Origin of the sequence: Streptococcus mitis (genome assembly GCA_001560895.1) — a bacterium.
Taxonomy (GTDB): domain Bacteria; phylum Bacillota; class Bacilli; order Lactobacillales; family Streptococcaceae; genus Streptococcus; species Streptococcus mitis_Q.
In genome coordinates this window covers 2,154,609-2,167,922 of sequence record CP014326.1, presented here as the reverse complement: position 1 = coordinate 2,167,922, position 13,314 = coordinate 2,154,609, and the positions used below count along the sequence as shown (strand labels likewise).

The following is a 13,314-nucleotide window of genomic DNA, read 5'->3' as shown; positions in this document are numbered from 1 at the left end:
TCCGTTCTCCTCCTTTACTATTTGTTTAAAAGTTTAATGCTAGACTTATTTTACCATAGATAGTAAGAATTTTCCACAAGCTGTGAAAAATAATCCACAATGTTATCAAGCTTTATCCACAGGTTGGGGATAAAATTAAAAACTATTGATTTATTAAGCTTTTTATCGAAAAAAATAGTGGATAACCTTGTGAGATAAAAAAATAAAAGAACAGCCTTATTTCAGGCTGTTGATAATTCTACTGTATTCTTCTTGATTTGAAAAAGAAATAATGATTTTTCCACTGTCTTTTTTAGATAGTTTGATTTTTACATCTAATCCGAGTAGTTTTTTTAACTGTTCTTCTTCATTTTGTATGAAATGATCATTTTTTTGCTGTTTCTTTTGTTTTTTCTCTGTCAGAAGAGCTTCTAACTTCCTTACAGAAATGTCTTCCTCTATAATTCGTTGAAAGAAATAGTCTTGTTGTTCCTTATTCAACCCGACTAGAGAACGCGCATGGGCTTGTGATAGTTTGCCATTTTCTACTTCTGAGATAATCTGTTCTGGTAAGGAAAGCAAACGAATCGAGTTACTGATATAAGGACGAGACTTGCCCATTTTATCTGCAATTTCAGCATGGGTAAATCCTTTTTCTACGAGAGATTCATAGGCGCGTGCTTCTTCTATTGGATTTAAATTTTCTCTCTGTAAATTTTCAATGATGGCCTGGACCATCATCTCCTGGTCTGAAAGTTGCTTAACAACAGCTGGGATAGAATGTAGACCAGCTAAAAGTGAAGCCCGATAGCGTCTCTCTCCTGCAAGGATTTCATAACCAATCACAGGAGATTGACGAACAATAATCGGTTGAATAACCCCATTTTCTTTGATAGACTGTGCTAGTTCATGTAATTTTTCTCTATCAAATTCTTTTCGAGGTTGATAGGGATTTTTTTGTATATCCGTGATAGAAATCATTTCAAATTTTTCCATGGTTCTACACTAACACATCTTTTCTCTTATGTAAAGTTTTCTTTACATAGATGTCAATTAAGATTCTAAATCACCTGAACTCTTGTCAAGTTTAATAGATGTAGTGTCTTCTTTACCGTTACGATAGTAGGTTATCTTAATTGTGTCTCCGATAGAATGATTGTAAAGAGCACTTTGTAAGTCTGTTGATGAAGCAATGTCTTTGTCATCTACTTTTGTAATAACATCGTATTTTTCAAGGTGACCATTGGCAGGCATATTACTTTGTACCGAACGAACAACTACACCAGATGTTACACTGCTTGGAATATTAAGTCTTCTAATATCACTTGTATTAATATTTGAGAGATTGACCATTTGGATGCCCAAAGCTGGACGCGTCACTTTTCCGTTCTTTTCTAACTGTTCAATAATATTGATAGCATCATTTGCAGGAATTGCGAAACCAAGGCCTTCTACAGAGGTTCCTCCATTTGTGGCAATTTTACTTGAGGTAATTCCGATAACCTGTCCTTGAATATTAATCAGTGGTCCACCAGAGTTACCTGGGTTAATAGCAGTATCAGTTTGGATGGCTTTTGTAGAAATGGCTTGTCCATCTTCAGATTTTAAAGATACATTTCGATTGAGACTAGATACGATACCTTGAGTGACAGTATTTGCATATTCAGAACCCAATGGGCTACCAATAGCAATAGCAGTTTCTCCTACGGTTAACTTACTAGAATCACCAAATTCAGCTACTGTAGTCACTTTTTCTGAAGAGATTTTGACGACAGCAATATCAGAGAAAGTATCTGCTCCGACGATTTCTCCAGGAACTTTAGTTCCATCTGACAAACGAATATCTACTTTGCTGGCGCCATTTATAACGTGATTGTTAGTGACAATGTAAGCTTCTTTGTCATTCTTTTTATAAATAACCCCAGATCCTTCACTAGAAATTTGCTGAGAATCTGTATTAGTATCGTCATTACCAAATACGCTATTTTGTCTATTTGCTGAATAAGTAATAACAGAAACAACGGCATCTTTTACTTTATTAACAGCCTGCGTTGTTGAATTTTCGTTTTTATAGGCAGTCTGTGTGATAGTGCTATTGTTGTTGGAGTTACTTACACCACTTTTTTGAGTTAGTTGGGTTATTGAAAAACTACCCAAGGCACCACTAAAAAAGCTAATGACGATAACGACTAATAATTGAAACCATTTTTTGTAAAATGTTTTTAAATGTTTCATATTTGCCTCCATATGTTTGAAATTACTGAAAGTATAAACTGACTAGCTTAATTATAACTTAAAAACAAAAGTTTTTCACAGATTGTGGATAACTTTCAAAAATCTGTGGTTTTCTCAGTTAAAATTAACCTTTTATTTTGTGAATAAGATGTGAAAAAATAGAGAATATGTTAGAATAGAGTCATGAAAATTAAAGTTATAACAGTTGGGAAACTGAAAGAAAAGTATTTAAAAGATGGTATCGCGGAGTATTCAAAACGAATTTCTCGATTTGCTAAACTTGAAATGATTGAGCTAGCAGATGAAAAAACACCAGATAAGGCCAGTGAGTCAGAAAATCAAAAGATTTTAGAAATAGAAGGTCAGAGAATTTTATCAAAAGTTGGTGACCGTGATTTCGTTATTGTGTTGGCTATAGAAGGGAAAACTTTCTCTTCAGAAGAATTTAGTAAGCAGTTAGAAGAAGCTTCTATAAAAGGATTTTCTACTCTTACATTTATTATTGGAGGGAGTCTGGGATTAGCACAGAATGTAAAAAAGAGAGCTAATCTTTCTGTTAGTTTTGGCCGTCTAACTTTGCCCCATCAGTTAATGAGACTAGTCCTTGCTGAACAAATCTATCGCGCTTTTACGATTCAGCAGGGATCACCCTACCATAAATAGAAAATTGACTTTTAATTGAATTTTTGGTAGAATGATTGTGTTAGGTCTCATAGCTCAGCTGGATAGAGCATTCGCCTTCTAAGCGAACGGTCGCAGGTTCGAATCCTGCTGGGATCAATATAGTAGCAAAGCTGGGAATTTTCCCGGCTTTTTTCTTAAAAAAGTACACTTGGGGAGAAAAAAATGACAGTTGAGAGAATTTTATCTAAAATGAAATTCCATTTTGTATAATGGTTTTTGTAAGTTAGCTTACAAGAAAAAAACATTGAGGAGATTTTATTATGAAAAACACAGTTAAATTGGAACAGTTTGTAGCCTTGAAGGAAAAAGACTTACAAAAGATTCAAGGTGGGGAGATGAGGAAATCAAATAATACTTTCTTTAATTTCTTAAGAAGAATATAAAGGAGTAGAAGAATGAATTTTTTCTTAGTAGTAGATTTTATATTATATTTTTTTATTATTAGTCACAGTTACCGTTTAATTTGTAAAGGTCAAATAAATAGAAAAGAATTATTCTTTTTTGGTGCTTATACATTACTAGTAGAAGTATTACTTGGCCTTCCCTTTTATCTTCTATATTTAGATGGGTTAGGGATTTCAACATTTTTATTTCCTTTGGGCTTATATTCCTATTTTCGATGGATGAAACAGTATGAGAGGGATAGAGGACTATTCCTAAGTTTACTACTATCTCTTTTATATGAGAGCACTCATAACTTTCTGTCTGTAACTTTATCCTCTCTAACAGGAGACAATTTTGTTTTACAATATTATGACCCATTCTTTTTCGTTGTAACGGTGTTGACTTATGTCGTTATCTTAAAAATCATTCATTATTTCCATTTGAATCTAAACTATTTTGATAAAGACTACCTCTATCCTTTCTTGAAAAAAGTATTTTTTGCTTTACTATTGCTACATATTGTATCTTTCGTTTCTGATATGGTAAGTACGATTAAACATTTGAATAGTTTTGGAAGTATTTTGTCATCTATTGTCTTTATTTCTCTCCTTTTGACTTTCTTTGCAATGAATTCTCATAAAGATCAAATGGAGAAAGAGATTGCTTTGAAGCAGAAGAAATTTGAACAGAAACATTTACAGAATTACACAGATGAAATTGTCGGTCTGTATAATGAAATCCGTGGTTTTCGACATGACTATGCTGGAATGCTTGTCAGCATGCAGATGGCAATTGACAGTGGCAATTTACAAGAAATTGACAGAGTTTACAATGAAGTTTTAGTCAAAGCAAATCATAAATTGCGTTCAGATAAGTACACTTACTTTGATTTGAATAACATAGAAGATTCAGCTTTACGAAGTTTGGTTGCTCAGTCAATTGTCTATGCTCGAAATAATGGTGTAGAGTTTACACTGGAAGTAAAAGATACGATTACAAAGCTCCCAATTGAACTATTGGATTTGGTTCGTATCATGAGCGTTTTATTGAACAATGCTGTTGAAGGATCAGCTGATAGCTATAAAAAGCAGATGGAAGTAGCAGTTATTAAGATGGAAACTGAAACAGTTATTGTGATTCAGAATTCATGTAAAATGACGATGACTCCTTCAGAAAATCTATTTTCATTAGGATTCTCTACTAAGGGAAGAAATCGTGGAGTAGGATTAAATAATGTGAAAGAACTACTAGATAAGTACAACAATATTATTTTAGAAACAGAGATGGAAGGCAGTACATTTAGACAAATTATTAGATTTAAGAGGGAATTTGAATGAAAGTTTTAATTTTAGAAGATGTTATTGAACATCAAGTGAGATTAGAGAGAGTATTAGACGAAATTTCGAAAGAATCGAGTATTCCAATATCATACAAGACAACGGGAAAAGTCCGTGAATTTGAAGAATACATTGAAAATGATGAAGTAAATCAGCTTTATTTCCTAGATATCGATATTCATGGTATTGAGAAAAAGGGATTTGAAGTAGCTCAGCTCATTCGTCATTACAATCCTTACGCTATTATCGTCTTTATCACCAGTCGATCAGAGTTTGCTACTTTGACCTATAAATATCAAGTATCAGCCCTAGATTTTGTTGATAAGGATATCAATGATGAGATGTTTAAGAAGAGAATTGAGCAAAATATCTTCTACACGAAGAGTATGTTACTTGAAAATGAAGATGTTGTAGATTATTTTGACTACAATTATAAGGGAAATGATTTAAAAATCCCTTACCATGATATTTTGTATATTGAAACAACAGGGGTCTCTCATAAATTGCGTATCATTGGTAAGAATTTTGCAAAAGAGTTCTATGGAACAATGACGGATATTCAAGAGAAAGACAAACATACTCAGCGATTTTATTCTCCTCATAAGTCATTTTTGGTAAATATAGGCAATATCAGAGAAATTGACCGAAAGAATCTAGAAGTTGTTTTCTATGAAGACCATCGCTGTCCTATTTCAAGGTTAAAAATTAGAAAATTGAAAGATATTTTAGAGAAAAAATCTCAAAAGTGATTGACAATTAGTAAGAAATTGATATAATGGTTATATCTGCTACAGATAGAAGGTCCGTTGGTCAAGGGGTTAAGACACCGCCTTTTCACGGCGGTAACACGGGTTCGAATCCCGTACGGACTATTTTATCCGCCATAGCTCAGTTGGTAGTAGCGCATGACTGTTAATCATGATGTCGTAGGTTCGAGTCCTACTGGCGGAGTATAGATAAAAGGGAACACAACTGTGTTCCTCTTTTTGTATTAATTTGCATCACCAAGCATCTTCATAAGGAAGTCTGTTATTTCTTGAGGACTTTCTTTTTTTCCATGTGCAATCCAAGTTTGACAGACACCAAAAAGTGCGTGAGTTAGATAGACGCTACTATATTCTAATTCAGTGGTATTTAGATTTAGTTGCATAAAGCGTTTTTGTAAATCCGTACTGAGCATGATATGAAGTTTATTTCGTAAGAAATTTTGGATTTCTTTAGTCCCATTTTCAGAAAGAAGGGCAGCCAGAAGTGGTTCTGATTCTAGATATTCAAATACTTCTAAAATAGCATCTCTTTTGTGATGAGCATGTTTTTGAAAAATATATTCAAATGTATGGAATAGCTTGCTTTGATAGTGTTCAATCATATCATACTTATCCTTATAGTGAGTATAGAAGCTGGAACGACTAATTCCGGCTTTTTCTGCTAACTTGACAGTAGAAATTTGATCAAATGGCTGTTCCATCAGTAATTGTACCATAGCATTTTCAATAGTTCGCTTTGTTTTTAAGCGTTTGTTACTTTCTTGCATATTTCCTCCTTGTAAACAAATTAGACTATCTGTCTAAAAATGAATTTTTTATCTTGTAATTTAGATTTTTTAATGTATAATCTATTATATCAAAATTTTAGACAATATGTTTAAAAAAGGAGAAGATATGTTTAAAGAATGGAAAGCAATTTTTAAAAAACCAACCTTTATTATTGTCATGATAGGGATTTCTCTTATTCCAGCTCTGTACAATATCATATTTTTGTCATCAATGTGGGATCCATATGGGCAATTGTCTGACTTACCTGTGGCAGTTGTCAATAATGATAAAGAAGCTTCCTATAACGGTAATACCATGGCTATAGGAAAAGACATGGTGTCAAATTTAAAAGAAAATAAAAGCTTAGATTTTCATTTCGTAGATGAAGAGGAAGGTAAGAAGGGATTGGAAGATGGCGATTACTATATGGTAGTGACTTTACCAAGTGATTTATCTGAAAAAGCAGCTTCTATTTTAACGGATCATCCAGAGCAAATGCAAATCGATTATCAGACTTCAAGTGGTCATAGTTTTATTGCTAGCAAGATGAGTGATTCTGCGATGACACAATTGAAGCAGAATGTTTCTACCAATGTAACTGAGACCTATACTAAAGCTTTATTTGATAAGATGGTCGAATTAAAGGATGGTATGAGTCAAGCAGCTTCTGGTAGTGAAAAATTAACTGATGGAGCGAATCAGTTAGTGACAGGAAGTCAAACATTGACTACTAACCTACACTCTTTAGCAGATTCAAGTTTAACATTTTCAAATGGAACGGAGCAGTTTACTAAAGGATTATCCTCTTATGTTTCTGGTGTTGAACAACTTCATCTTGGATTAGGGAATTTTAATAGTGGCTTAGTTACATATACTGGTGCAGTGAGTCAATTAGATAGCGGGCTAGGTCAATTAGCTTCTAAAAGTCCTGAATTAGTAGGGGGAATCACTCAGTTATATACTGGTGTAGAGGCCTATACTGGCGGTGTTTCTCAGCTCAATACTGGTCTTAACCAATTTTCATCTGGTGTTAGTGCCTATACAAATGGAGTGGGAAATCTTGCAACAGGTGCGAATCAGTTATCTAATCAATCAGCTACACTTCGAATGGGGGTGGAGCAATTAAGTGAAGGGATTCAACAACTTTCTAGCAAGTTAGATGCTTCGTCTGAGAAAAAAGATCAAATTAATCAATTATCTTCTGGTCTGAATCAGTTAAATCAAGCTATTCAAAATATTGATGTTGGAGATACAAAACAATTAGACTCTGTTTTATCAAGTATAGTATCTCTTTCTAATCAAATGTTAGCAAGTGCTCAGTCTGAAAAAGCAACTACATTAGCCAATATTCAATCGACAGCAGCTTATCAATCATTGACAAGTGAGCAACAAGCTGAGATAAGCGCTTCTGTATCTCAAAATTCGACTGATAGTATTCAATCGGGTCAGTCAATTATAGCTTTAGTACAAGGTTTACAGGGAAGTTTGGAAAACTTACAAAATCAATCTTCAAATCTTTCGACATTAAAAAATCAAGCTAATCAAGTATTATCGCTTGCTTCTACTTCTTTGACAGGATTGTCAAGTGGATTAACAGAAATACAGGGAGCAGTGACGAGTAAATTAGTTCCTGCTAGTCAGTCGATTACATCGGGGGTAAATGCATATACTGCAGGTGTTGATAAAGTTTCTCAAGGCGCAAGTCAACTAAGTGAAAAGAATTCCACCTTGACAGGTAGTTTGGATCAACTAGTTTCAGGCTTAACTACCTTGACACAAAAATCTTCTAACTTGACAGCAAGAGTTGGTCAATTAGTTGAAAAAACTCCAGAATTAGTGTCTGGTATTGAAAAATTATCAACTGGCTCCAGTCAATTGAATCAAAAGAGTCAAGAATTGATAGCAGGAGTTGATAAATTGCAGTCAGGATCTAGCCAACTAGCTGACAAATCCAGTCAGTTAATTTCAGGTGCTTCTCAATTAGAAAGTGGAGCTAATAAATTGGCAGATGGATCTGGGAAACTTGCAGAGGGTGGAACAAAGTTAACTTCTGGATTGGAAGATTTACAGTCAGGAGTTGCTTCTTTGGGACAAGGACTAGGTAATGCTAGTGATCAACTTAAATCAGCATCAACGGAATCTAAAAATGCAGAGATTTTGTCAAATCCACTCAATCTTTCCAAAACAGACAATGACCAAGTTTCTGTAAATGGAATCGCAATGGCTCCTTATATGATATCAGTTGCTCTCTTTGTTGCAGCAATATCAACGAATATGATCTTTGCGAAGTTGCCTTCAGGACGTCATCCAGAGAGCCGTTGGGCTTGGTTGAAATCTCGAGCTGAAATAAATGGTATTATAGCTGTTTTAGCAGGAATTTTGGTATATGGAGGAGTTCATCTTATTGGTTTAACTGCAAATCATGAGATGAGAACATTTATTCTCATTATCCTAACAAGTTTAGTATTCATGTCCATGGTGACCGCTTTAACAACATGGAATAGCCGTATAGGAGCTTTCTTCTCTCTTATCTTGCTTTTATTACAGTTAGCATCAAGTGCAGGTACTTACCCACTTGCTTTGACAAATGATTTCTTTAGAGCCATTAATCCTTGGTTACCAATGAGTTATTCAGTTTCGGGATTACGACAAACAATCTCTATGACAGGAAATATTCATCATCAAGTCATTTTCCTTGCTGTGATATTAGCCCTATTTACTGGTTTAGGTATGCTAGCCTATCGACCTAAGAAAATGGAAGAAAATTAAAAAAATCGACCAACTGGTCGATTTTTTTATGTCTTAGATGACTTTCGTTTGTGATTATAGATTGCAAATAGTAAAAGAGAAGTAAAGGAACAGATTGCTCCAATAACAAAACCATTGGGAATAAAGGAAAGTGTAATAGTTCCTTTTCCCTTAGGAACGTCAACTTTCATAAAGCCAGTTTGAGCTTGTTTAATTTCTATTTTCTTCCCATCTTGGTAGGCAGACCAGCCTTTGTCATAAGGAATGGTGAAGAAAATGGATGTATCTTGTTTGACATCATATGTAGTAAAGACTTTGTTTTTAGAAGTTGATACTGTGACAGGTTGTTCTTTAATTTTTTGAATTGCCTCGGTAAAAGTTTTGGTATCTAAACGATAGAAGGTAGGAGATTCAAATGATACCTGTGAATTTCCAGGGAAACTAACATGAATATTGAAAGTTTTTTTCTCTTTAGTATATCCTAGATTAAAGAAGGAGAAGACATTATCAGTTGTAAAAGTTTTATTTTCCCCATTTACAAGGATGTCAACCTTTTTTTGTTTGTCATTAGAAAAGTGAAGGTTTGTGAAAGAAAGATAAACTTGGCTGTTTTCTGGCACTTCAATTTGATACTGGATTGCTGCATCTTCATTTGAAGAACTTGTAACACTAATCAAATCATCAGTATTCTCTGTTTTTTCATAGGGTATTGGAGAAAAATAATCAAAATTGACATCAGCAAGTTGATTTAAAAACGAGGCCTGATTATCTAGAGTGTGTTCAGTGAACTTGACATCGTTGTAAACAGATTGACTAGCAAATGCAATCGGAAGTGAGTATTGATTTTCATATAGGGTAAGATTATTTTTTTGATAGATATCTTTAAAACCATACTTATCAATAGGACTGTCTGAGATATTATACTGGATACCAAATAAACTATCAGCCAAAATACTATTATTTGCATAACGGAGATTGAGATTAGTCCCAGATGATTTAAAACCAAGTTTATCTAAAGTAGAGCTTGCTGAACGATTTCGAACAGATGAAAATTGAGAGATTCCATTGTAGTTGAATTTCATACTGTCATTTCCTGTCTGAGTCTCTAGTTTCTCAGTACGAGTAAATTGATTTCCAATATATGTTGAGAAAGATTCCATAGCTGGGATATCTCTACTATATGCACTTCGAGAAGCAAATCCCCATTCCTTAGCAATTCCGTCCATTTGAGATGAAGCATTTAAACTCATTTCAACCATTATAAATAAAGAGATTAGAATGGCAAATAGATTTACAGAGATAAACTTTTTGATAACTGCAAGGAGTAAAAGCGAATAGACAATCAAAAATTCAAAAGTAAGCAGAATATTCAAATCTGTTAAAAAAGAATAATGTGATTTTAGATAGATGGTAGCTAAAAATCCTGTTACTACAAGAAAAAGCGAAACTAAAAAGTTCCAGATTTTAATTTCTTTCAGACGATTTAATACTTCCGCTGCTGTGTAAATTAACAAGGTAGAGAAAATCCAAGAATAGCGATGTAAAAACATGTTTGGAGTATGCATGCCTTGCCAAAATAAATCAAGCACTTCTATATAAAAGCTTGCAATTAGAAATGTAAAGAAGATTGCATAGATAAGTTTCACGTGAAACTTAATAGATTTCAGCGTAAAAAATAAAATGGTCAAAATAAAGGGAAGTAGTCCAACAAAAATCATTGGGATGGCCCCATACTTTGTTGTGTCAAAGGAACCAATGAATTGCTTAGCAAAGAGATCAAGATACCAGCTACTTTCAGTTTGAAACTTTGTAACTTCAGTCAATTTTTCCCCATGTGTCTGTAAATCAAACAGAGTTGGAAGAGTCATAATCAAACTAGCCATACCAGCTAAAAAGGAGGTAACAACAAAATCAAGTACAGATGATTTTCGGGTTTTAAAGTCCCACGAAATTTGATAGAGATACCAGAAAATAAGAAACAATGCTGTCATATAGCCAAAATAATAATTTTGAATAAACAAAATTGACAGACTTGTAAAGTATAATAGGAATTTCTTTTCAGTTATAAGTAGGTGTAAACCAGTGATAATGAAAGGAATCAAGATAAAAACATCCAGCCATGTTTTTATCTCTAGTTGACTAACGGTAAAGCTCATCAGAGCATAAGAAGTGGATAAGGCTAGTTTTAAAGATTTCGGAATATCTTTAAATAATCTATTTAGACTAAAGAAGGTTGACAGACCAATCAATCCAAATTTTAAGAGAGTTGTCAGATAAACAGCATCTGGCATATTCGTTAGATCAAAAAAGTAAACTAGAGGTGAAAGGAAACTACCCAAGTAATAACTAGATAGGGCATAGAAATTCAATCCGAGGCCACTTGTAAAGGTGTAAAACAAACTACCATTTCCATGTAGGATATTCCTTAGAGCTATATCAAAAATAATGTATTGATGAAAGCCATCTCCTAATAGAGGAGAGTTGTCACTATTCCAGTAGATACCTTGAGATAGATATACTCCTGTCATAATGACTACAGGAATGATGAAAGAAATAAAATAGGTCCAATATGTTTTAAAAAATAATTTCATGTTACCTCATAAGATGTTAGAAAACTCAGCTGGTTAACCCAACTGAGTTTTGAAGTTTTATTTAGTCTTTCCAAAGTTCTTTAACTTTTGCTTGTACTTCTGCATTCTCTAGGAATTCATCATAGGTTTCATCGATACGGTCAATGACGCCATTTTTAGACAAGACAATGATATGGTTGGCTAGAGTTTGAATAAACTCGTGGTCATGACTGGCAAAGATGATTGATTCTTTAAAGTTTTTCAATCCATCATTCAAACTTGAGATAGATTCCAAGTCCAAGTGATTGGTTGGATCATCGAGGACAAGCACATTTGATTTCAAGAGCATGAGTTTTGAAAGCATAACACGAACTTTTTCTCCTCCTGACAAGACGTTGACAGGTTTGTTAACTTCATCCCCAGAGAAGAGCATACGGCCAAGGAAACCGCGTAGGAAAGTATTGTCATCTTCTTCTTTACTTGCGAATTGACGCAACCAGTCAAGAATTGATTCTCCCCCTGCAAAATCAGCTGAGTTATCTTTTGGCAGGTAAGATTGACTAGTTGTAACTCCCCACTTGACAGTTCCTTCATAGTCAATATCTCCCATGATTGCACGAATTAATGCAGTCGTTTGGATATCATTTTGTCCAATAAGAGCTGTCTTATCACCTGGACGCAAGATAAAGCTGATATTATCTAAAATAGTTTCACCATCAATCTTTACAGTTAGATTTTCTACTGTCAAGAGATCATTACCGATCTCACGTTCTGCTTTAAAGTTAATAAATGGATATTTACGACTAGATGGTACAATCTCTTCTAGCTCAATCTTATCAAGCATTTTCTTACGCGATGTTGCTTGTCTTGATTTAGAAGCATTGGCAGAGAAACGAGCAACGAATTCTTGCAATTGCTTAATTTTTTCTTCTGCTTTGGCATTACGGTCTGCTAGCAATTTAGCAGCAAGCTCAGAAGATTCCTTCCAGAAGTCATAGTTTCCGACATAGAGTTTGATTTTTCCAAAGTCAAGGTCTGCCATGTGGGTACATACTTTATTCAAGAAGTGACGGTCATGGGATACTACGATGACTGTGTTATCAAAGTCAATCAAGAAATCTTCTAACCATGTAATTGATTGGATGTCTAAACCGTTGGTAGGCTCGTCCAAGAGAAGAACATCTGGTTTACCAAAAAGTGCTTTGGCGAGGAGAACCTTTACTTTCTCACCATTGGCCAATTCGCTCATATTTTGGTAGTGCAATTCTTCTGGAATGTTTAGATTTTGAAGGAGTTGAGAGGCTTCACTCTCTGCTTCCCAACCTCCAAGTTCGGCAAACTCTCCTTCGAGTTCGGCAGCACGCACTCCATCCTCATCTGAGAAATCTTCCTTCATGTAGATAGCATCTTTCTCTTTCATGATGCTATAAAGTTTTTCATTTCCCATGATAACGACGTCAATTGCACGTTCATCTTCATAGTCAAAGTGATTTTGACGAAGAACAGAGAGACGCTCATCTGGACCAAGAGAGATGTGACCAGTAGTAGGTTCGATATCTCCAGCTAAAATTTTTAAAAAGGTTGATTTTCCGGCACCATTAGCACCGATTAATCCATAAGTATTTCCTTCTGTAAATTTGATATTGACATCATCAAAAAGTTTGCGATCACTAAAACGTAGTGAAACATCAGATACTGTAAGCAATGTTTTTCTCCTATATGTGTAATATATTTATTCTACTAGAAAATACGGAAATATTCAAATTTTTATCTGTCAATTTTGTGTAAATTATGTTTACAACTCTCTTTACAAAAAGCAGTAAATAGCAAAGTTGATTTATT

The 13,314-nt window shown here is 34.2% G+C and carries 10 protein-coding genes and 3 tRNA genes; 8 read left to right on the top strand and 5 right to left on the bottom strand.

Annotation, left to right across the window (positions count from 1 at the left end; genetic code table 11):
* Window positions 1–216 precede the first annotated feature (216 nt).
* The gene (locus AXK38_10140) at window positions 217–975 is read right to left on the bottom strand and encodes a chromosome partitioning protein ParB (protein ID AMH89582.1); all 759 of its coding nucleotides are present in this window, start codon (window positions 973–975) and stop codon (window positions 217–219) included.
* 57 nt (window positions 976–1,032) lie between these two features.
* Window positions 1,033–2,214, bottom strand: a complete 1,182-nt coding sequence (locus AXK38_10135; GenBank protein AMH89581.1) for a serine protease — start codon at window positions 2,212–2,214, stop codon at window positions 1,033–1,035.
* Between the two features lie 183 nt (window positions 2,215–2,397).
* Between AXK38_10135 and AXK38_10130 the strand changes: the two genes are divergently transcribed.
* The 7 genes from AXK38_10130 to AXK38_10100 all read left to right on the top strand — a co-directional run bounded on the left by AXK38_10130 (window position 2,398) and on the right by AXK38_10100 (window position 5,570).
* Window positions 2,398–2,877 (top strand): 23S rRNA (pseudouridine(1915)-N(3))-methyltransferase RlmH, encoded by a 480-nt coding sequence (locus AXK38_10130; protein ID AMH89580.1) that lies wholly within the window; start codon window positions 2,398–2,400, stop codon window positions 2,875–2,877.
* Between the two features lie 43 nt (window positions 2,878–2,920).
* A tRNA-Arg gene (locus tag AXK38_10125) sits at window positions 2,921–2,994 on the top strand.
* A 164-nt stretch (window positions 2,995–3,158) separates the two neighbouring features.
* Window positions 3,159–3,281: a bacteriocin leader domain-containing protein gene (locus tag AXK38_10120; protein AMH89579.1), complete on the top strand. Its 123-nt coding sequence runs from the start codon at window positions 3,159–3,161 to the stop codon at window positions 3,279–3,281.
* A gap of 12 nt (window positions 3,282–3,293) precedes the next feature.
* Window positions 3,294–4,619: a histidine kinase gene (locus AXK38_10115; GenBank protein AMH89578.1), complete on the top strand. Its 1,326-nt coding sequence runs from the start codon at window positions 3,294–3,296 to the stop codon at window positions 4,617–4,619.
* Window positions 4,616–5,368 carry a LytR family transcriptional regulator gene (locus AXK38_10110; GenBank protein ID AMH89577.1) on the top strand — a complete coding sequence of 251 codons (753 nt, stop codon included), beginning with the start codon at window positions 4,616–4,618 and terminating at the stop codon, window positions 5,366–5,368. The genes AXK38_10115 and AXK38_10110 overlap by 4 nt, the downstream gene beginning before the upstream one ends.
* Window positions 5,369–5,419: 51 nt before the next feature.
* Window positions 5,420–5,491 (top strand) — tRNA-Glu (locus AXK38_10105).
* Window positions 5,492–5,496: 5 nt separating this feature from the next.
* A tRNA-Asn gene (locus tag AXK38_10100) sits at window positions 5,497–5,570 on the top strand.
* 40 nt (window positions 5,571–5,610) lie between these two features.
* Here AXK38_10100 and AXK38_10095 read toward each other — a convergent pair.
* Window positions 5,611–6,153, bottom strand: a complete 543-nt coding sequence (locus AXK38_10095) for a TetR family transcriptional regulator (protein AMH89576.1) — start codon at window positions 6,151–6,153, stop codon at window positions 5,611–5,613.
* A gap of 127 nt (window positions 6,154–6,280) precedes the next feature.
* Between AXK38_10095 and AXK38_10090 the strand changes: the two genes are divergently transcribed.
* Window positions 6,281–8,923 carry a hypothetical protein gene (locus tag AXK38_10090; GenBank protein ID AMH89575.1) on the top strand — a complete coding sequence of 881 codons (2,643 nt, stop codon included), beginning with the start codon at window positions 6,281–6,283 and terminating at the stop codon, window positions 8,921–8,923.
* A 26-nt stretch (window positions 8,924–8,949) separates the two neighbouring features.
* Here AXK38_10090 and AXK38_10085 read toward each other — a convergent pair whose 3' ends face one another.
* The gene (locus AXK38_10085) at window positions 8,950–11,493 is read right to left on the bottom strand and encodes a copper ABC transporter permease (protein AMH89574.1); all 2,544 of its coding nucleotides are present in this window, start codon (window positions 11,491–11,493) and stop codon (window positions 8,950–8,952) included.
* Between the two features lie 61 nt (window positions 11,494–11,554).
* On the bottom strand, window positions 11,555–13,177 hold the full coding sequence (locus AXK38_10080; protein ID AMH89573.1) for an ABC transporter ATP-binding protein: 1,623 nt from the start codon (window positions 13,175–13,177) through the stop codon (window positions 11,555–11,557).
* Window positions 13,178–13,314: the final 137 nt, after the last annotated feature.